The sequence below is a fragment of the Janthinobacterium sp. GMG2 genome, from assembly GCF_033949445.1.
Classification (GTDB): Bacteria; Pseudomonadota; Gammaproteobacteria; order Burkholderiales; family Burkholderiaceae_D; genus Janthinobacterium; species Janthinobacterium aestuarii.
Genome location: NZ_JAXAWA010000001.1, coordinates 185,578 through 205,295 on the forward strand (window position 1 = coordinate 185,578; position 19,718 = coordinate 205,295).

The following is a 19,718-nucleotide window of genomic DNA, read 5'->3' on the forward strand; positions in this document are numbered from 1 at the left end:
AGGCAAAGTAAAGTGGTCAAGGCGTCTCGGGCGATGCCGCTGGCTGGTACAGCGCGGCGGGCAGGCCAAAGAAGGACGGCGGACCCAGGGTCGTGCCATCGAGCGAGCCGCCCGCGTTCAAGCCCTTGTTGATGGCCGCCAGCAAGGAGCTGCGGTTGGCCAGATTTTGCAGCAGCGCGCGCGGGCCGTTGTGAAAGGTATGCTGGGCGATATCGGCGGCGACGACAAAAATCGGCTCGCGGCGCAAGAGGAACTCCACCCATTCGCCGTCCTCGTCCTGCGCGCAGAACGTATTGGGCAGGGTCATGTTTTCGGCGCCGGGAAGGTGCGACGCCAGCACCAGTCCAAAAGCTTCCGGCACCACGTCGGCCAGGCGGCGCACGGTGAGGTCGTCCTGCACCAGGGCGCGTACTTGCGCTTCCACCGCATCTTCGGCGTCAGGCTGGGCGCCCAGGATTTTCACGGCCTGATAGATCAGGTCCGGCGAGAGTGCTTCCATCAAATCATCTCCAGAATCATGGCGACGATTTCGTCGCCGTACGAGGCCAGTTTTTTCTCGCCCACGCCGCTCACGCCGCGCATCTGTTCCAGCGAAGTGGGCTTGGCCTTGGCGATTTCGCGCAAGGTGGCGTCGACGAAAATCACATAGGCGGGCACGTTGTGCGTGCGCGCCGTCTCCACGCGCCACCAGCGCAGCTTGTCGAAGATCGCCTGCTCGCTTGCCGATAGATCCGTCTCGACATAGCCCTTCGCCACGCTGGTGCTGCGCTTGCTGGTTTTCACCGGTTTCTGGTACTGGCGCAGCTGTACTTTCTGGCCGCCCTTGAGCACGGGGCGCGAGGCGTCCGTCAGTTTCAGCGAGCTGTATTGTTCATGGTCGACCGAGACGAGACCCAGCGCGATGGCCTGGCGCAGGATCGATTTCCATTCCGCTTCGCCCAGGTCCGAGCCGATGCCAAACACCGACAAGGAATCGTGGTGCCAGGTCTTGATGCGTTCCGATTCCACGCCGCGTAGCACGTCGATCACGTGGCCGCCGGCGAAACGCTGGTCGACGCGGTAGATGGCCGACAGCAGTTTTTGCACGGGCACCGTGCCGTCGAACGATACGGGCGGCACCAAACAGGTGTCGCAATTGCCGCACGGCGAAGCCGGTTCGCCGAAGTATTCGAGCAATCGCATGCGCCGGCAGCTGAGCGTTTCGCACAGGCCCAGCATGGCGTCGAGTTTGACGCCCAGCACGCGCTTGAAGGTGTCGTCCGCTTCGGACTCGTCGATCATGCGCCGCTGCAGCACCACGTCCTGCAAGCCGTACGCCATCCAGGCGTTGGCGGCCATGCCGTCGCGGCCCGCGCGCCCCGTTTCCTGGTAATAGCCCTCGATGCTTTTCGGCAGGTCCAGGTGGGCCACGAAGCGCACATCGGGCTTGTCGATGCCCATGCCGAAGGCGATGGTGGCGACCATGACGATGTTTTCTTCGCGCAGGAAGCGCGCCTGGTTGGCGCTGCGCTTGGCGTACTCCATGCCGGCGTGATACGGCAGGGCGCGGATGCCGCTCTGGTTCAGAAATTCCGCCGTCTCTTCGACTTTTTTGCGCGACAGGCAGTAGACGATGCCGCAGTCGCCCGCGTGTTCCGTGTTGATGAAGTCGAGCAGCTGCTTGCGGCCATTCGCCTTTTCCACGATCTGGTAGCGGATGTTCGGGCGGTCGAAGGAGGAGACGAACTGGCGCGCGTCTTCCAGCTGCAAACGCAGGGCGATTTCGGCGCGCGTCTGCGGGTCGGCCGTGGCCGTGAGCGCGATGCGCGGCACGTCCGGAAACTGCTCATGCAGCACCGACAGCTTGATGTATTCGGGACGGAAGTCGTGGCCCCACTGGGCCACGCAATGCGCCTCGTCGATGGCGAACAGGGATATCTTCGACGCCTGGAACAGGTCCAGGCAACGCTGCGTCATCAGGCGCTCGGGCGCCACGTAGACGACATCGATGCCGCCTGTGCGCACCAGGCGCTCGATGCGGCTCGCTTCTTCGTAGGTTTGCGTGGAATTGAGGAAGGCGGCGCGCACGCCGACTTCGGCCAAAGCGTCCACCTGGTCCTGCATCAGCGCGATCAAAGGCGAGACGACGACGCCGACGCCATCGCGCAGCAGCGCGGGAATCTGATAGCACAGCGACTTGCCGCCGCCCGTGGGCATCAGTACCAGCGCGTCGCCGCCATGGCTGACGTGGTCGACGATGTCGGCTTGCTGGCCTCGGAAAGCCGGGTAGCCGAAAACGGTTTGCAGCAGGTGCAGCGCGCGCTGGTTAAGATCTTGATTCATAGTGCCTTATTCTGCCCAAACAACCCAGCCGTAGTGGGCGCTGGCCAACACCAGCAAGCCGAACACAATGCGGTACCAGGCGAAAAACGTGAAGTCGTGCGAGCTGATATAGCGCAGCAGCCAGCGCACGCACAGGAAGGCGGAGACGAAGGCGGACACGGTGCCCAGGCCGAACAGGGGCACGTCGGTGGCCGACAGGATATCGCGCGCCTTGTACAGCGAGTAGACGGTGGCCGCCAGCAGGGTCGGGATGGCCAGGAAGAACGAGAATTCCGTGGCCGTCTTGCGCGACAGGCCCAGCAGCATGCCGCCGATGATGGTCGAGCCGGAGCGGCTGGTGCCGGGAATCAGCGCGAACGCCTGCGCGCAGCCCACTTTCAAGGCGTCGAATGGCGTCATTTCATCGACCGAGTTGACGCGCACGGTGACGGGATTGGTGCGCGCGCGGCGCTCCACCAGCAAAATCACGATGCCGCCGATGATGAAGGCCATGGCCACCGGTACTGGTTTGAACAGCGCATGCTTGATCATCTTGCCAATCGCCAGACCGATGACGGCCAGCGGCAGGAAGGCGATGGCCACGTTCAGCACGAACTTGCGCGACTTCGCTTCGCTGCCAAAGGTGGTCAGCACGCTGCCGATGCGCTGGCGGTATTCCCAGCACACGGCCAGGATGGCGCCGGCCTGGATGGCGATCTCGAAGACATCCATGACTTCTTTCGATACATCCTTGGTAAAGTCGAGCAGGCTGCCGGCCAGGATCAGATGACCGGTGGACGAAATCGGCAAGAATTCGGTAAAACCTTCGACCAGCCCCATGATGATGGCTTTTAACGCAAGAATGAGATCCATAGATGTATAAAAGGGTATAAGTACGGGTATAAGTGACAGGATGGGGTGAGTGTGCGGCGCCCGCACTGTGCGCGGGGTCGAAGCTTACCATGCCGCAGGCCCGGCTAGCCGATTTGGGCGCTGGCGGACAGCGGTTTTTTGCCGCTGCCAGCCAGGCAAGGGGAGGGTTCAGGAAGCCTGTTTTGCCGGCGCCACCAGGCGCGCGCTGGCCGCCACCAGCAGCAGGGCGGCGCCCAGCATGGCGAAGGCGATATTCAGGCTGGTGGCGTGCGCCACGAAGCCGATCACGGCCGGACCGGCCAGGATGCCCGCATAGCCGATGGTGGTGATGGCTGCCACCGCCAGGCTGGCCGGCATGGCATGTTGCTGGCCCGCCGCCGTAAACAGGATGGGCACGATGTTTGCCGCACCGAGGCCGATCAGCACGAACCCAAGCATGGCCAGGCTGGCATGCGGCGCCAGCACGGCCAGGAAGAAGCCCGCCGCCGCGCACAAGCCGCCAAAAGTAAGCACCCGCTTGCCGCCAAAGCGGCTGACCACCTTGTCGCCCGTGAAGCGGCCCACGGTCATGGCGATGGCGAAGGCAGCGTAGCCGAGGCCGCCCTTGGCTTCTTCCACGCCGCGCGTGGTGGTGAGGAACAGGGCGCTCCAGTCGAGGATCGCGCCTTCAGCCAGGAAGACAATAAAGCACAGCAGGCCGATGAAAATGACGGCGCCATGCGGCATGACGAACAGCGGCGTCTTTTCGCCGGCTGCGGACGCCGTCGGCAGCAGATGGCCTTGCGCCGCGCCCAGCACACCGCACAGCAGCAGCATCACCACGACGCAGGACCAGGCCGGCGTCAGGCCCAGCCACAGCAGCAGGGCCATGCAGGCCGCGCCGGCGAAGCCGCCCACGCTGAACAGCGCATGAAAGCCCGACATCATGGCGCCGCCGTTGGCCTTTTCGATGATCACGGCCTGGATGTTGATGGCCACGTCAAACGTGCCCATGGCCGCGCCGAACACCAGCAGCACCAGGCCCAGCTGCAACGGCGTGGCGGCCAGCGCCAGGCCGGGCAAGACGGCGGTCAACAGCAGGCCGGCGCAGATGATGACCTTGCGGCAGCCAAAGCGTGCCGTGAGCATGCCCGTAAACGGCATCGCGCACAGCGAACCGGCGCCCAGGCACAGCAGCAAAATGCCCAGGGTGGCTTCATCGAGGCCCAGGCGCGACTTGGCGTAGGGGACCAGCGGGGCCCAGGCGGCCATGCCGAGGCCGGCGGCAAAGAAAACCAGGCGCGTGGCGCGTTGTTGCAGGGTTCCTGTGAGATGCATGGGGGAGCTTTTCAAGAGTCGGGTGGATAAAATCAGGCGCGGGCGCGCAAGATCTGCACGCCCAGCCGTTCAAAGGCGGCCACGTGGGCCGCATCGGCATCGGCTTCCAGTACCAGGTGCTGCAGCAAGCCCGTGGCCAGCACGCCGAATGGCGCGGCCGTGCCCAGCTTGTCGCTGGTGACGGCGACGACTACCGCCTTGCTGGCACCGGCGATGCTGCGCTTGAACTCGGCCTCGTCGTAGTTGAATGCCGTCACGCCCGCGTCCGCATCGGCGCCGCAGGCACCGAGGAAGCACAGGTCGGGATGCATGCGCTCGACCGTGCGCAAGGCTTGCGGACCCAGGCTGGCGCCCGCGCGGCGGTCGACCCGGCCGCCAGCCATGATCAGCTCGATTTCCGGGCGTTCCATCAATGCCATGGCGATCGCAGGCGCATTGGTGATGACAGTGAGCGCCAACTCTGGCAAGGCGCTGGCGATGGCCAGGTTGGTTGAACCCGCATCAAAAAACAATACCTGGCCCGCGCGCACGAGCGACACGGCGGCCTGCGCCAGGCGCGCCTTGCGTTCGGGCGCTTCCTGCTTGCGCTGCGTCAAGGTGCCGCCGTCGGGCGCCAGCGGCAGGGCGCCGCCATACACGCGCTGGCACAGGCCGGCCGCCGCCATCTCGCGCAGGTCGCGGCGTATCGTATCTTCGGAAACATCGAGCTGGCGCGCCAGGTCCAGTGCCAGCACCCTGCCATCGGCGTGCAATTGTTGCTGAATCAGCGCGTGGCGTTGTTTGAGGAGCAGGGTGGCGGACATGGTGAACTTGTAAACGTGCAGGAATGTGCATGAATATACGCAAACGTGCAGATGTGGTCAACCGTTATCTGCCAGCCGCCGCCGCGCCGTTCAGGGCGCCGTCAGCCGTTCCAGCTCGGCCAGCCAGCTAATCGCGTGTTCGCGGCTGCTGCCGCACATGTCCTCGGATGGCTGCAAGCCGCCGCAAAACGCGGGACGTTCCGGCCGGCCAAAGATCTTGCAACGGTTGTCGTCAGCCAGCTGTACGCAGCGCACGCCCGCGGGTTTTCCATCCGGCATGCCAGGAATCGGGCTGGTGATGGACGGTGCGGTGCAGCAGGCGCCGCACGAAGGACGGCATGCCAGGGTGGCGGAGGATGACATGGGATTTCAGGCGAACGGGTGAGGAGCCGACAGTATAGCAAGCCGGCTCCCATGCGTCGCCAAGGCGCGTTCAGCGCACGATGCTGACGCGCTTGCCCGACAACGTGCGGCGGGCCGGATCGCCATGCACGGTGATACGGCCGGAACCGCTGGCGCGGGCGTTGACTTCATTCTGGACGGTGACATCGACGTCGCCGGAACCGTTGCTCGCCGGATAGGCAACGTCGCTGCGCAGGGCGGCCAGGTTGATATCGCCCGAACCATTCACGTTGGCGTCGAGGCGCTGCACGGCGCCGCTGGCGCTGATGCTGCCCGAGCCGTTGACGGCCACGTTGACGCGCTCGCCGCGCACATTGCCCAGCTGGATGTTGCCCGAACCGTTCTGCACCGCATCCGTGTTGCCGCTGGCGAGGGCCGCCGCGTTGATGCTGCCGGAACCATTGTTGGCCACGTCGAAGCGTCCCACGGTGCCCGACAGTTCGCTCTTCATCGAACCGCGTTGTTCCAGGCTGAAATCGTCGCCATTGAAACCGCTGGCCACCAGGCGGCCCGAGCCGGAAATGGTGATCTTCTTCAATTGCGGCGTCGTGTAGATGACGTGGATGCCATTGCTACTACGAATGTTCGTATCGCTCCAGATGCGCAGGGTATTGCCGCTCACTTCGCTATGGATGCGCGGCTGCAGATTGCTGTCCGCTTCGATCACCAGCGATGCAGCTGGCCCGACGCGCACGTCGATCTTGATATCGATGCGTTTCATGCTGTCGATGTCGAGCGTGCTGATGTTGCTGACCTGGCGCACGTCGCGGCTCACTTGCTCGTTGCCCTGGATGGCATTGCCACCCGTGTCGACATGGCGCACTTCGCCATCGTTGGGGTTGATGATGATGGCGCAACCGCCAAGGGCAACGGCACAGCACAGGGTCAGCAAGGTACGCATAGTGTTTCCTTTATGATTGTTTTAGCTTGGGAACAGAAAAAGCCGGCTGCCGCGCCGCGGCTGCCGTGCTGTCGATGGCAAGGTAGCAAATCGGACACGCTTGCTGAGTGGAAATGCGATGAACTGCGCAAAATGGGGACTGAAACGCATTCTGCTTCACCCCGCGCCGCAGGCCCGGCGTCGGCACGGAGCGTACAATGCCTGTATTCGACGTGCCCGGCGGTGCCTCGCGCTTGACCTTGGCGGTAGACAGGACTACTATTAATGACTCAAAAGTAAGTTACTTGGAAAGATACATGCAAGCCCCGATTGATACCAAGCCCCGCTGGGAGCGGCGCAAGGATGCCCGCCCGCAGGAATTGCTCGCCGCCGCCCTCGACCTGTTTGTCGAACGGGGCTTCGCATCGACGCGCCTGGAGGATGTGGCCAAGCGGGCTGGCGTGTCGAAAGGCACTCTTTACCTGTACTTTGAGAATAAACAAGAGTTGTTCAAGGCCGTGGTGCGCGACAATATCGTGCAGTCGATCGGCGAGGCGGAAGACAGCATGGCCGCCTCGGACAGCAGCAGCGCCGAGTTGTTGCGCAGCATGATGATGCAATGGTGGGAAGAGTTCGGCGCCACCAAGCTGGCCGGTTTGACCAAGCTGATGCTGGCCGAAGCAAACAATTTCCCCGAATTGGCGCAGTTTTACAACGAAGAGGTGGTCACGCGTGGGAATGCACTGATTGCCACCCTGGTTGAACGGGGCATGCAGCGCGGTGAATTCCGCCAGGTCGATCCCGTGCTCGTCAGCACCATCCTCAGCGCACCCGTCACCATGCTGATGATGTGGACGCATTCCTTCCTGCCGTGCGAGGTCAAGAATATCGATCCGATCGCCTACATGGATGCGTTTATCGACATGAGCTTGCGCAGCCTGCAGGTGGAGGCGCCCGGGAAAAGCTGACGCGCCGTGTCCGCTGATACCGTTCAGTTGCCCCTTTTCCAAGGTTCGCCCCCCCAAATCTGCAGATCGTCGCAAATTCCCTCCATTCCCCGCCTTTATGGTTAACATGTGCTTTCAGCCAGTTCAACGATAAAATGGCGGATTATTACTTCACTTACCGAGTCCAAAGATGAATATCGAACAAGCCCGCTTCAATATGATCGAACAGCAAATCCGTCCATGGGACGTACTGGATATCGACGTGCTGGAGCTGTTGAACGTGGTCAAGCGTGAAGATTTCGTACCGGCCGCCTATAAAAACCTGGCCTTCGTCGATACCGAAATTCCACTGGGCGGCGGCGAATGCATGTTCACGCCGAAGCTGGAAGCGCGCATTTTGCAAGACGTAGCCGTCAAGAAGCATGAAAATGTGCTGGAAATCGGCACAGGCAGCGGTTACATGGCCGCTTTGCTGGCGCACAAGGCGCGGCATGTGACGAGTGTGGAAATCGTTCCCCAATTGAAAACCCTGGCCGAGCAGAACCTGGCCGCCAACGGCGTGACCAACGTCACCGTGGAACTGGGCGACGGCGCCCAGGGCTGGAGCAAAGGCGCGCCGTACGACGTGATCGTCGTGTCCGGCGCCTTGGCCGTGTTGCCGGAAGCGTTGTTGCAACAAGTGAAAGTCGGCGGCCGCATCCTGGCCATCATCGGCGAAGCGCCGATCATGTCCGCGCATCTGATCACGCGCAGCTCGGACAAGGCCTACGACACGCGCAAGCTGTTTGAAACCAATGTCACGCCGCTGCAAGCTGTTGCACCGTCGCATTTCCAGTTCTGAGGCGACCGATTCGATGGAGCATTTGAGTGCACCGCAGCTGGCCGCCTGGCTGGCTGACCCTTCCCGCCCGCGTCCGTTGTTGCTGGACGTGCGGGAACAGTGGGAGTTTGACCTGTGCCACCTCGACGGTGCCACCCTGATGCAGATGAACTCGATTCCTGCCCGCATCGACGACCTCGATGAAGACGCCGAGATCGTCTGCATCTGCCATCACGGCATGCGCAGCATGCAAGTGGCTGCCTTCCTGGAGCGCAATGGTTTTGGCAAGATCAGTAATTTGACGGGCGGCGTGCACGCCTGGGCGCTGCAAGTCGACAGCGCGATGCCTAAATACTAAGAGCCTATCCCAGTAGATGAATACATCTCCTGCTGGCGCCCCTCAGAAGCGGGGACTGCGTTGATCGTCGTTGCGTGGCTCGCCACGCGTCCTCCTCACGCCTTGTCCGCGCTCCTGATGAACTGCCAACAGAAGACGCTCCCTACTGGGATAGGTTCTAAGTTATTTTTTCAGTAGATGCACCCAGGCATGTTTTCCTGCATGCCTGTGGAGGCCTGTACCCCGCTCACCCGGCGGGCGCAAGGCAAGCGGTAGCAGATTTTTGATTCCATCAACTTTTGACGACTCCAACGGAGAAATGCAATGCGGAAACCCCTTATCGCCGTGCTGATGACCAGCGCCTTTGTCTCGATGACATGCTCGCTGCAAGCGCAGGCGGCCGATCTCATCCAGGTGTACCAGCAGGCGCTGGCCAATGACGCGCAGTATGCGAGTGCGCGTGCGGCCCTGTCGGCCGGGATGGAGCGGGTTCCGCAAGGACTGGCAGGCTTGCTGCCGCAAGTGTCGGCTTCAGGCAGCAATACGCGCAACAGCATCGAGCCGATCACCAGCACGATTTCCATGCCGACGGTCAAGGTGCACACGAATACCTACAATCTGACCCTGGCGCAGCCGCTGTTCCGCTGGGATCGCTGGGAAACTTATCAGCAAAGCAAGCTGGCGCAAGCGATTGCGGAAGCGCAATTTGCACAGGTACAGCAAGATCTGATCACGCGCGTGGCGCAAGCGTATTTCGATGTGCTGAGCGCGCAGGACAACCTGGGCGCCACGCAGGCGCAAAAAGTGGCCACGACGGAGCAACTGGCATCGGCCAAGCGCAACTTCGAAGTCGGCACGCAAACGATTACCGACACGCACGAAGCGCAGGCGGCGTACGACCTGGTGGTGGCGCAGGAATTTGCCGCCATCAATGACTTGGCCAACAAGCGCAGCGCCTTGCAAACCATCATCGGCGAAGCGCCAACGTCGCTGGCGCCGATGCGCACGGGCGTGGTCATCAGCGCGCCGGAACCGGCCGCCATCGAACCGTGGGTGAGCTCGGCGGAAGAGCAGAACTTTGGCGTCGTCACGGCCCAGTTCAACGTGGAATCGGCCAAGCGCGATATCGGCCGCAACCGCGCCGGCCATTATCCGACCCTGGACCTGATCGCCAACGCGGGCCATACCTATACGACGGGCGGCGGCAGCGGCAGTTCCAACAACAACGCCATTGGCGTGCAGTGGAGCATCCCGATCTTCAGCGGCTTTGCCGTCACCAGCAAGGTGCGCGAATCGATCGCGTTGGAAAACAAGGCCCGCAACGATCTGGAAACGGCACGCCGCACGGCATCGCAAGGCGCGCGCCAGGCTTTCCTCGGCGTCAACAGCGGCCTGGCGCAAGTCAAGGCGCTGGAAGCGGCGGAAGTGTCGAGCAAGTCGGCGCTGGAGTCGAACCAGCTCGGTTATCAAGTGGGCGTACGCATCAATATCGACGTCTTGAATGCGCAGAAACAATTGTTTTCGACGCAAAAAGACCTGTCGAAAGCCCGCTACGACACCATCATGAACGGCTTGCGCCTGAAGGCGGCGGCCGGCACGTTGAAGGAAACGGATTTGATGCCCGTCAACGCCTTGCTCGACAAGTAATCTTTTTTCTGCAGATTCAGATGAAAACCAGCCCCGGCAACGGCGCTGGTTTTTTTTCGTCTTGAAGTGGTGTTACATGGCGCGGCTGTTGGCGAATTGGGTCAGCACGACACCGGCCACCACCAGTCCCGCGCCGGCCCAATGCAGCGGAGAAATGTGCTTGACGGCAAAGCCCAGCAAACCGTAGCGGTCGATGGCCAGCGCGGCCAGCATCTGTCCGCCGATGACGGCCGCCATGAAGGGACCGGAACCCATGCGCGGGGCCAGCATCAGCGCGGCCGTAATGTAAAACACGCCGGCCGCGCCGCCCAGCCAGGACCAGCCCGGTCCGCGCATGGCGAGACTGACATCGGGCGCGGGCACCCGCCAGACCAGCATCACGAGCGACGCGAGCACGGCGCTGACGGCCAGCGAGGCGAGCGTGGCCCACAGCGGGTGGCCCAGGTTGCGGCCCAGCGCGGCATTCGCGCCGGCCTGGAACGGGACGACGGCGCCGGCCAGCATGGCCAGCGGGGCAAATACGGTAATCCATCCATGCATATGTGACTCCACAGTTGAGTTGATGGAGTCATCGTATTATGCTGTCATCATTAAATCCAATTCGTAGTTTGTCAGCCAACTATGCAGCAAATGAATAATCTGCGGGCCGTCGATTTGAACCTGCTGGTGATCCTGGAAGCGCTGCTCAGCGAGCGCCATTTGTCGCGCGCAGCCGAGCGCTTGCACATGAGTCAGCCTGCCGTCAGCCATGCGCTGGCCCGCTTGCGCCATCTGCTCGGCGATCCGCTGCTGCTGCGTGGCAAGGGCGGCTTCCAGCCGACGGCGCGTGCTTTGGAGCTGGCGCGGCCGCTGGCCGAAGCCTTGCAAAGCGTGCGCTCCGTGCTCGGTGGCGCCGTCTTCGAGGCGGCCACGGCGCAGCGCGTGTTTCGCCTGGCCATGTCGGATTACGGCGCGGCGCTGATCTTGCCGCGTTTGTTGCGCCGCTTGCGCGTGGATGCGCCCGGCATCGACCTGGCCATCAGCTATGCCAGCCGATCGGCCGTGATCGCTGGCGTGCAGGATGGCGAGATCGACCTGGCGCTGGGCGTGTTCCCGCAACTGCCCGAGCAGTTACATCGTGAAACCCTGTTCGAGGAAACATTCGTGTGCGCGCTCGATCCTGCCAGCCTGGCGTCCGGTGAAATGCTGAGCCTGGAAACCTATCTGGCGCGCCCGCATGTGCTGGTGGCATCCAGCGAAGGCGGCATGGCGGCCGAAGTCGATGCGGCCCTGGCCAAGCTGGGACAGACACGCCGCATCGCCGTGCGTGTGCCGTACTGGACGGTCGCACCGGAGGTCGTGAGGGGGACGGACTTGATCCTGACGGTGGCGCAGCGCGCCTTGCAGGACAGTGCGGCGCAGGGGCTGGCGCTGTATGCTGCGCCGTTTGCCATCGCGCCGTTTGCGTTTGAAACGATACGGCACCGCCGCACGGACGGCGATGCGGGCATCGCCTGGCTACGCGCGGCCATTGCACAGGCCGCCGAGCCAGGCTGAGGACTTACAGCCCGCCGCCCTGGCCGTCGAACTTGCGTTCGATCAATTCGATCTTGTAGCCGTCCGGATCGGTGATGAAGGCGATGACGGTATTACCGCCTTTGACGGGACCCGGTTCGCGCGTGACGTTGCCGCCATTCGCGCGTGCCGCGGCGCAAGCGGCGACGATGTCGTCGGCCGAAATGGCGATGTGGCCATACGCCGTACCCAGCTCGTAGCTGGTGGTGCCATAGTTATACGTCAGTTCCAGTTCCGCATGATCGGGATTCGATCCATAGCCGACGAAGGCCAGGGTGTACTGGTATTCCGGATTGTCGCTGGTGCGCAGCAGCGTCATGCCCAGGACCTTGATATAAAAATCGATGGAGCGCTGCAGGTCGCCGACCCGTAACATGGTGTGCAAAATACGCATCGTAAATCCTTGAGGGTGTAGGGGAATGGCAGGATTTTATGCGTTTTACGGCTTTCTTGCCGAGACCGCCCCTGCCGCCCGCGGGGACAGGGGCAGCGAGAGCTAAGGTGTTTATTCCAGATGGGCGTCCAAAGTGATTTCCGTGGCCAGCAACTTCGATACGGGGCAACCGAGCTTGGCGCGCAGGGCCGCGTCCTGGAACGCTTCGTCGGTGGCGCCGGGAATGGTCGCCACCAGGGTCAGGTGCACGGCCGTGATGGCATAGCTGCCATCGATTTTTTCCAGGCTGACATCGGCCGTGGTTTTCAGGGCGGTGGCGCGCATGCCCGCCTCGCCCAGCTGGCCGGACAGGGCCATGGTGAAGCAGGCCGCATGGGCCGCGCCGATCAGTTCTTCCGGATTGCTGCCGGGACCGTCTTCGAAGCGCGTGTTGAAGCCATAGGCTACATTGTCGAGCGCGCCGCTTTGGGTGGAAATAAACCCTTTGCCATCTTTAAGGCCGCCACTCCAGACGGCTGATCCTGTTTTTTTCATGATGTACTCCTTGCGTGGTTCGAGCGCCCATCATGCGCGTGCCACCCTTGCCCTTCCGTTCGTTGCGCCACACAGGGGGCGCATGCGCGCGCCGGGCTTCGCCGCTCACGGCGCCGGCGTCACGCGCCAGATCACATTGCCCACGTCGTCCGCCACCAGCAGCGCGCCCGCCTTGTCGACGGCCACGCCGACGGGGCGCCCCTGCGCCTTGCCATTGCTGTCGAGGAAACCGGCAATGATGTCCTGCGGTGGCCCGCTGGGCACGCCATTCGCGAAGGGCACGAAGATGACTTTATAGCCGCTGAAAGGCTTGCGGTTCCACGAGCCGTGCTGGCCGATGAAGGCGCCGCCCCGGTAGCGTTCGGGCAGCAAGGTGCCGTCATAAAACGCCAGCCCCAGCGAGGCCGTGTGCGCACCCAGCGCGTAGTCGGGCGCGATGGCGGTGGCCACCAGTTCGGGACGTGGCGGCTTGACCCGCGCATCGACGTGCTGGCCGAAATAACTGTAGGGCCAGCCATAGAAGGCGCCGTCCTTGATGGACGTCATGTAGTCGGGCACCAGGTCGTTGCCCAGCTCGTCGCGTTCATTGACGGCCGTCCACAGTGCCCCGCTGTGCGGCTGCCAGGCCATGCCGACGGGGTTGCGCAAACCCGTCGCATACACGCGTGCCTTGCCCGTCGCGCGCGTGACTTGCCAGATGGCGGCGCGGCCGTCTTCGGCCGCAAGACCATTCTCGCCCACGTTGCTGTTCGAGCCGACGGTAACATAGAGAAATTTGCCGTCGGCACTGGCGATGACGTTCTTGGTCCAGTGGTGATTGATGGGGCCGCCCGGCAAATCCACCACCTTCACGCCAGGCGCCGTGATGCTCGTCTGGCCTTCCTTGTAGGGAAAACGCATGAGCGCATCGGCATTGGCGATGTACAGCTCGTTGCCGACCAGCGCCATGCCAAATGGCGAATTCAATCCTTGCAGGAACACGCTGCGCGTTTGCGCCACGCCATTCGCGTCGATGCCGCGCAGCAAGGTGATGCGGTTGGCGCTGGGCGTGGCGGCGCCCGCCTTTTTCATCTGCATCTGCATGATGGCGCCCTTGATGCCCTTGTTATCGTCGGGCTTCGGCGGCGCATTCGTTTCCGCCACCAGCACGTCGCCATTCGGCAGCACGTACAGCCAGCGCGGATGGTCGAGGTCGCGCGCATAGGCATGGATGGCCAGGCCGGGCGCGGCCACGGGGCGCTGTGCCGCCGTCCAGCGCTGCACGGGCGCCACATTGACGGTGGGAATCAGTTGCTTGTCCGGCGCAGGCAGCACGGGTTGCGGGCCGAAGCCGACGGGCATGGCGGGCGCCTGGGCATGGGTGGTAGTGGGGCCGCAGACGGCGGCCAGCAGCAAGGAACAGACGTAACGGTGCATGACGTACTCCATAACGCTAGCAGTGCGTGACAGTTGGAGTCAGCGCGCCTTCTTTGGTTCCAGCTGCGGGTCGGGACGGGCCTGTTTCGGTTCGGTGGGCTTGACCTTTTCCACGCCGGGCTGGGCGCGGCGGTCCGTGTCGACCAGGCCCTGTTCCAGGTCGCTGGCCGCCTGTTGCATGATCTTGCGCGGACGCACGTTTTGCGCATCGGGCGATTCATCGCGCTCGTGGGGCAGACGGTCGACGCCGTCATTCTTGACCTTTTCATCGGTATTGATCTTGCGTTCGCTATGCTGGGTAACCATATGGCCTCCTGACAGTAAAAGTAACGTGAAATCAGTGTCCTGCCGCGGCAGGCCGTCTGCAAGCGGATTTGTCCATGCAGGGAGCGCTGGCGCACGCATGGACGATTCTTTTTCTGCGCTACACTGCGTGCAACACCAAGAACGCCCCTTGCGGGCACACGGCAGCCGCACTATACTGTGCATATATACAGTATCATGCGATGCCGGCGTGCGACGCGACAGCCTGGGGCGGTTTGCCACCGAATTCACTACCGAGACTCTTATGCCCGTCGATACACACGCCGAACAGCGCGCCGAACAGCCAGCAGCGACCTTGCCAGCCCCGGGCGAGCGCTTCAATCTGGGCGCCAAGACCATCGCCCTGGTCGTGCGCCAGAATACGGATGGCATTGCCGAACCCGTGAAAAGCATCGTCGATTTCCTGCAAGTGCTGGGCCACACGGTGGTCTTCGAGGCGGAGACGGCCGCGCACCTGAACCTGGCGTTTCCCGGCGTGCGCGCCATGTCGCCGGCCGAGATCGGCGCCGCTGCCGATTGCGCCATCGTCATGGGCGGCGACGGCACCATGCTGGGCATTGCGCGCCAGCTGGCGCCATTCGACGTACCCTTGATCGGCATCAATCAAGGACGATTGGGTTTCATGACCGATATCCCGCTCGAGCGCATGCTGCCCGTGCTGGCGCAAATTCTCGGCGGCCGTTTCAAGGCCGAACGCCGCACCTTGCTCGAAGGCAGCGTGCTGCGCGACGGCGAGTCGATTCACGTGGGCATGGCTGTCAACGATGTCGTCGTCTCGCGCGGCGCCGGCGCCGGCATGGCCGAATTGCGCGTCGAGGTCGATGGCCACTTCATGTACAACCAGCGTTCCGATGGCTTGATCATATCCACGCCGACGGGCTCGACCGCGTACTCGCTGTCGGCCGGCGGCCCATTGCTGCATCCGACCCTGGGCGGCATCGTGCTCGTGCCGATCGCCCCGCATGCGCTGTCGAACCGCCCCATCGTCTTGCCCGACTCCAGCCAGATCGTCGTGGAAATCGTGCGCGGGCGCGATATCAGCGTCAATTTCGACATGCAGACCTTTGCCAGCCTGGTGCAGCAAGACCGCATCCTCATCCGCCGTTCGCCGCACACGATTACCTTCCTGCATCCGGAAGGGTGGAGCTACTACAACACCCTGCGTGAAAAATTGCACTGGAATGAGTACCCGTCGGGCGAGGGCAAGCTCAGCTAACTTTTTCTCCACCTCAACCCGCGGTGCGCCGCCCAACCACAGAAGCCATGCTCCATACACTGTCCATTCGCGATTTTGTCATTGTCGATACCATTGAACTGGAATTTTCCGCCGGCTTCAGCGTGCTGACGGGCGAGACGGGCGCCGGCAAGTCCATCCTCATCGATGCGCTGACCCTGGCGCTGGGCGGGCGCGGCGACGCCAGCGTGGTGCGCGAAGGCGCGGCCAAGGCTGACATCACGGCCGATTTCTCCGTCAGCGAGGTGGCGCAAGCCTGGCTGGTGGCGCATGAATTCGCCAACGACGATGGCGGCGCCCTGCTGCGCCGCGTGATCGACAACGCGGGCCGCTCGAAAGCGTACATCAACGGCATCCCCGCCACGGCCGCGCAGCTGCGCGAACTGGGCGACATGCTGGTCGACATCCACGGCCAGCACGCGCACCAGTCCTTGCTGAAAAGCGAAGCGCAGCGCGCCTTGCTCGACGGCCAGGCGACGGCGCGCGAAGCGGGCGCGGAACAGGATGCGCGGCAAGTGGCCGCCCTGCACAAGCGCTGGCGCGCCCTCGTGCGCCAGCGCGAGGAATTCGAAACGAATGCGGCCAACGTGCTGTACGAGCGTGAACGCCTGGAATGGCAAGTGGGAGAGCTGGAAAAACTGGCCGCCAAGCCCGGTGAATGGACGGACATCACGAACGAGCATAGCCGTCTGTCGCACGCGGCCAGCCTGCTGGAAGGGGCGCAGGAAGCCTTGTCCCTCATTTCCGAGTCGGAAGACCACCCGATCGTGTCGCAACTGTCGGCCCTGAACCAGAAGCTGGGCAAGCTCGTGTCCGTCGATGCGGAATTGCAGCCGATTGTCGACCTGATCGAGTCGTCGCGCATCCAGTTGCAGGAATCCGTTTACGCGCTGAACAATTACCTGGACCGGGTGGAACTGGACCCGGAGCGCCTGCACCAGCTCGACGCGCGCATGGAAGCCATGCACAGCACGGCCCGCAAATTCCGCGTCACGCCGGAAGAGTTGCCCGAGGAACACGCGAAGCTGTCGGAAAAGCTGCAGCACCTGGCCGACGCTTCCGACATCGAAGGATTGCTGCGCCAGGAAGCGAAGATCGAGGCCGAGTACCGCGCCGTGGCCGAGCGCCTGTCCGCCACGCGCCACGCGGCCGCCCTGGAACTGGGGCAAGCCGTCACGCGCGCCATGCAGGAACTGAGCATGACGGGCGGCAGCTTTGAAATCGCCCTGCACCCGTGCGAACCGGCCGCCCATGGACTTGAGCAGGTGGAATTCCTCGTCGCCGGCCATGCGGGCACGGCGCCCCGGTCCCTGGCCAAGGTGGCGTCCGGTGGCGAACTGGCGCGCATTGCGCTGGCCATTTCCGTCATCACCTCGCACGCCACGACCACGCCGACCCTGATCTTCGATGAGGTCGACAGCGGCATCGGCGGCGCCGTCGCCGAAGTGGTGGGGCGCCTGCTGAAACGCCTGGGGCAGGGGCGTCAGGTGCTGTGCGTGACCCACTTGCCGCAAGTGGCCAGCCAGGCCAATCAGCATTTTCAGGTGGCAAAAAGCACGCTGGACAATGGCAAGACGGCTTCGCGCATCGACATGCTCGACGCCAAGGCCAGGGTGGAAGAAGTGGCGCGCATGCTGGGTGGCCTGGAAATCACGGCCACCACGCGCAAGCATGCGCGTGAACTGCTCGCGATTTGATTCATGGCTGGGGGCAGACCGGGGTCAGACCCGCCGGGTCTGACCCCAGCCCTTGGCTGTATCCGCGCTGAGCTTGACGTTAGCGGCATTGAGGGTCTGACCCCAGCACTTCGCTATTAACTCAATGCAACTATAATAACTGGCTAATCCATCCAACGCCTTCGAAGAGCCTTCATGTCATTTCAAACAGAACCGCCGTACACGCATGGCAGCATCGACCGCAGCGCCGTGGTGCTCGTCAACCTGGGCACGCCCGATGCACCGACGTCGTCGGCCGTGCGGCGTTACCTGAAGCAATTCTTGTCCGATCCGCGCGTGGTAGAGATTCCCCGCATCGTCTGGTGGTTCATCCTGAACCTGATCATCTTGCCGTTCCGCTCCGGCCAGTCGGCCAAGAAATATGCATCGATCTGGACGCGCGAGGGCTCGCCCCTGAAAGTGCATACGCAAAAGCAGGCCAAGTTGCTGGCCGGCGCCCTGGCCGAGCGCGGCCATGACGGCGTGACGGTGGCGATGGCCATGCGCTACGGTTCGCCTTCCTTGCCGGAAGTGCTGGCCAAGCTGAAAAACGAAGGCTGTGAGCGCATCGCCATCCTGCCGGCCTATCCGCAATATTCTGGCACGACGACGGGTTCCATCTACGACGCCGTGTTTGCCCATTACGCCACCGTGCGCAATGTGCCGGAATTGCGCTTCATTAAGCAATATCACGAGCACGACACGTATATCGACGCCTTGCGCGATTCGGTGCTGAATCATTGGGAAGCGCATGGCCGTCCGGAAAAACTCGTGATGAGTTTTCATGGCGTGCCCAAGCGTACCTTGCTGCTGGGTGATCCCTACCACTGCCAATGCCTGAAAACGGCGCGCTTGCTGGCGGAAAAGCTGAAATTAACTAAAGAGCAATATGTGGTGACCTTCCAGTCCCGTTTCGGCAAGGCCGAATGGCTGCAGCCGTACACGGCGCCCACCCTGGTGGCGCTGGCCCAGCAGGGCGTCAAGCGCGTCGACTTGCTGTGTCCGGGCTTTACCAGCGATTGCCTGGAAACCCTGGAAGAGATCGCCATGGAAGCGAAGCATGATTTCGAGACAGCCGGCGGCCAGCAGTTTCACTACATCGCTTGCCTGAACGAAACGCCGGCCTGGATTGCGGGCATGGCGGAAATTGCGGAACAGCACATGATTGGCTGGCCGACGATGAAGACGGCGGCGCAGCGCGAAGCGGACAAGAAAGCGGGCGAGCAGGCGCGTGCAGCAGCGCTGGCCTTGGGCGCGACGAATTAAGGATTGTAAATTTTTGACAATAAAAAGCCGCGCTTGCGCGGCTTTGTCATGTCTGGCGCGGCCAAGCAGCTTTCCAAATAGCAACACAGCCAGTGGCGATGGCGGCGGCGGGGCTGGTAGAATGCCCGCTTTGCCGTGGGAAGCCTGGAAAATCAAGGGATGCGCGCACGGATCGCTGGCCGAAATGGATAGCATTTTGTAATACGCTGTAACATGGACCGATGTAATTCCGGTTTTGCCACGAATACCCCTTGAAACAATAGGATATAGCCCCATCTGCCCGTTAGTGTTGTAAAGATAGTTAGACTAACTCATTTAAGTCATTGATTGTAGGAGCTTTTCAGATGCAAGATCAGGAAAACCAAGCTGTACCTAATCCGCAAGCGGACGCCGCGGCGACTGCCCCATCGACTCCCGCAGAGCCTACTTTGGAAGAGCAGCTGGCGAGTACCGAAGCGCGTCTTGCAGAGATGCACGATGCCTTCATGCGCGCCAAGGCTGATGGCGAAAATATCCGTCGCCGCGCGCAGGAAGATGTTGCTAAAGCGCACAAATTCGCAGTCGAGAGCTTTGCCGAAGCCATGGTGCCCGTCAAAGACAGCCTGGAAACGGCGCTGACGGTGGAAGCACCGACCATCGAATCGCTGAAAGAAGGCGTCGAGATGACCTTGAAGCAACTGAACGCCGCGTTCGAGCGCAACCGCCTGGTGGAAGTATTGCCAGTGCAGGGCGAAAAGCTCGATCCGATGAAACACCAGGCCGTTGCCGTGGTGCCGGCGGACCAGGAAGCCAATACCATCGTGTCAGTCTTGCAAAAGGGCTATATGATTGCGGACCGCCTGCTGCGTCCAGCCATTGTAACGACCGCGCAAGCAAAATAATCAGAGGGCGGCATCAAGCAAGCCTTGAAACCATGCCGCTTTGCCACATATAAGAACCATCTGAAATCTAGCA

The 19,718-nt window shown here is 62.6% G+C and carries 21 protein-coding genes; 9 read left to right on the plus strand and 12 right to left on the minus strand.

Annotated elements, in window-relative coordinates; translation table 11 throughout:
• Positions 1 to 16: 16 nt before the first annotated feature.
• From SKZ59_RS00805 to SKZ59_RS00835, 7 genes are all read right to left on the minus strand, one after another.
• Complete coding sequence (locus SKZ59_RS00805) at positions 17 to 499, minus strand: hypothetical protein (protein WP_319990536.1); 483 nt, start codon at positions 497 to 499, stop codon at positions 17 to 19.
• Positions 499 to 2,322, minus strand: coding sequence for a DNA helicase RecQ (gene recQ / locus SKZ59_RS00810; protein WP_034745931.1), 1,824 nt, complete (start codon positions 2,320 to 2,322; stop codon positions 499 to 501). The genes SKZ59_RS00805 and recQ overlap by 1 nt, the downstream gene beginning before the upstream one ends.
• Positions 2,323 to 2,328: 6 nt before the next feature.
• A complete protein-coding gene (locus tag SKZ59_RS00815) occupies positions 2,329 to 3,174 on the minus strand; it encodes an undecaprenyl-diphosphate phosphatase (protein ID WP_319990537.1) in 846 nt (281 codons plus the stop codon).
• A gap of 168 nt (positions 3,175 to 3,342) precedes the next feature.
• Entirely contained in the window at positions 3,343 to 4,491 is a 1,149-nt protein-coding gene (locus SKZ59_RS00820) for an MFS transporter (protein WP_319990538.1), read from the minus strand.
• 32 nt (positions 4,492 to 4,523) lie between these two features.
• Positions 4,524 to 5,294 (minus strand): DeoR/GlpR family DNA-binding transcription regulator, encoded by a 771-nt coding sequence (locus SKZ59_RS00825; protein ID WP_070302905.1) that lies wholly within the window; start codon positions 5,292 to 5,294, stop codon positions 4,524 to 4,526.
• Between the two features lie 90 nt (positions 5,295 to 5,384).
• Positions 5,385 to 5,657 carry a YkgJ family cysteine cluster protein gene (locus SKZ59_RS00830; RefSeq protein WP_319990539.1) on the minus strand — a complete coding sequence of 91 codons (273 nt, stop codon included), beginning with the start codon at positions 5,655 to 5,657 and terminating at the stop codon, positions 5,385 to 5,387.
• Between the two features lie 70 nt (positions 5,658 to 5,727).
• The gene (locus SKZ59_RS00835) at positions 5,728 to 6,597 is read right to left on the minus strand and encodes a head GIN domain-containing protein (protein ID WP_319990540.1); all 870 of its coding nucleotides are present in this window, start codon (positions 6,595 to 6,597) and stop codon (positions 5,728 to 5,730) included.
• Positions 6,598 to 6,893: 296 nt separating this feature from the next.
• On the opposite strand from SKZ59_RS00835, the gene SKZ59_RS00840 reads away from it, so the two are divergent.
• The 4 genes from SKZ59_RS00840 to SKZ59_RS00855 all read left to right on the plus strand — a co-directional run bounded on the left by SKZ59_RS00840 (position 6,894) and on the right by SKZ59_RS00855 (position 10,327).
• Entirely contained in the window at positions 6,894 to 7,544 is a 651-nt protein-coding gene (locus SKZ59_RS00840; RefSeq protein WP_034745948.1) for a TetR/AcrR family transcriptional regulator, read from the plus strand.
• A 169-nt stretch (positions 7,545 to 7,713) separates the two neighbouring features.
• A complete protein-coding gene (locus SKZ59_RS00845) occupies positions 7,714 to 8,364 on the plus strand; it encodes a protein-L-isoaspartate O-methyltransferase family protein (protein ID WP_215403331.1) in 651 nt (216 codons plus the stop codon).
• Positions 8,365 to 8,377: 13 nt separating this feature from the next.
• Complete coding sequence (locus tag SKZ59_RS00850) at positions 8,378 to 8,701, plus strand: rhodanese-like domain-containing protein (protein WP_034745954.1); 324 nt, start codon at positions 8,378 to 8,380, stop codon at positions 8,699 to 8,701.
• Positions 8,702 to 9,004: 303 nt separating this feature from the next.
• Entirely contained in the window at positions 9,005 to 10,327 is a 1,323-nt protein-coding gene (locus SKZ59_RS00855; RefSeq protein WP_034745957.1) for a TolC family outer membrane protein, read from the plus strand.
• Positions 10,328 to 10,399: 72 nt separating this feature from the next.
• Here SKZ59_RS00855 and SKZ59_RS00860 read toward each other — a convergent pair whose 3' ends face one another.
• Positions 10,400 to 10,867 carry a DMT family transporter gene (locus SKZ59_RS00860; protein WP_319990541.1) on the minus strand — a complete coding sequence of 156 codons (468 nt, stop codon included), beginning with the start codon at positions 10,865 to 10,867 and terminating at the stop codon, positions 10,400 to 10,402.
• Positions 10,868 to 10,957: 90 nt separating this feature from the next.
• On the opposite strand from SKZ59_RS00860, the gene SKZ59_RS00865 reads away from it, so the two are divergent.
• Positions 10,958 to 11,863, plus strand: coding sequence for a LysR substrate-binding domain-containing protein (locus SKZ59_RS00865; protein ID WP_319990542.1), 906 nt, complete (start codon positions 10,958 to 10,960; stop codon positions 11,861 to 11,863).
• 4 nt (positions 11,864 to 11,867) lie between these two features.
• Here SKZ59_RS00865 and gloA read toward each other — a convergent pair whose 3' ends face one another.
• The 4 genes from gloA to SKZ59_RS00885 all read right to left on the minus strand — a co-directional run bounded on the left by gloA (position 11,868) and on the right by SKZ59_RS00885 (position 14,531).
• Positions 11,868 to 12,275: a lactoylglutathione lyase gene (gene gloA, locus SKZ59_RS00870; RefSeq protein ID WP_319990543.1), complete on the minus strand. Its 408-nt coding sequence runs from the start codon at positions 12,273 to 12,275 to the stop codon at positions 11,868 to 11,870.
• Positions 12,276 to 12,386: 111 nt separating this feature from the next.
• Positions 12,387 to 12,809, minus strand: coding sequence for an OsmC family protein (locus SKZ59_RS00875; protein WP_034745965.1), 423 nt, complete (start codon positions 12,807 to 12,809; stop codon positions 12,387 to 12,389).
• A 105-nt stretch (positions 12,810 to 12,914) separates the two neighbouring features.
• Positions 12,915 to 14,225: a sorbosone dehydrogenase family protein gene (locus tag SKZ59_RS00880; RefSeq protein WP_319990544.1), complete on the minus strand. Its 1,311-nt coding sequence runs from the start codon at positions 14,223 to 14,225 to the stop codon at positions 12,915 to 12,917.
• Between the two features lie 39 nt (positions 14,226 to 14,264).
• Complete coding sequence (locus SKZ59_RS00885; protein ID WP_128141755.1) at positions 14,265 to 14,531, minus strand: hypothetical protein; 267 nt, start codon at positions 14,529 to 14,531, stop codon at positions 14,265 to 14,267.
• Between the two features lie 262 nt (positions 14,532 to 14,793).
• Between SKZ59_RS00885 and SKZ59_RS00890 the strand changes: the two genes are divergently transcribed.
• The 4 genes from SKZ59_RS00890 to grpE all read left to right on the plus strand — a co-directional run bounded on the left by SKZ59_RS00890 (position 14,794) and on the right by grpE (position 19,645).
• Positions 14,794 to 15,765 carry an NAD kinase gene (locus tag SKZ59_RS00890; RefSeq protein ID WP_225242741.1) on the plus strand — a complete coding sequence of 324 codons (972 nt, stop codon included), beginning with the start codon at positions 14,794 to 14,796 and terminating at the stop codon, positions 15,763 to 15,765.
• Positions 15,766 to 15,812: 47 nt separating this feature from the next.
• Positions 15,813 to 17,480, plus strand: a complete 1,668-nt coding sequence (gene recN / locus SKZ59_RS00895) for a DNA repair protein RecN (protein WP_319990545.1) — start codon at positions 15,813 to 15,815, stop codon at positions 17,478 to 17,480.
• A 174-nt stretch (positions 17,481 to 17,654) separates the two neighbouring features.
• The gene (gene hemH, locus SKZ59_RS00900) at positions 17,655 to 18,764 is read left to right on the plus strand and encodes a ferrochelatase (RefSeq protein ID WP_034745975.1); all 1,110 of its coding nucleotides are present in this window, start codon (positions 17,655 to 17,657) and stop codon (positions 18,762 to 18,764) included.
• A gap of 344 nt (positions 18,765 to 19,108) precedes the next feature.
• Complete coding sequence (gene grpE / locus SKZ59_RS00905) at positions 19,109 to 19,645, plus strand: nucleotide exchange factor GrpE (RefSeq protein ID WP_034745977.1); 537 nt, start codon at positions 19,109 to 19,111, stop codon at positions 19,643 to 19,645.
• The last annotated feature ends 73 nt before the right edge of the window (positions 19,646 to 19,718 follow it).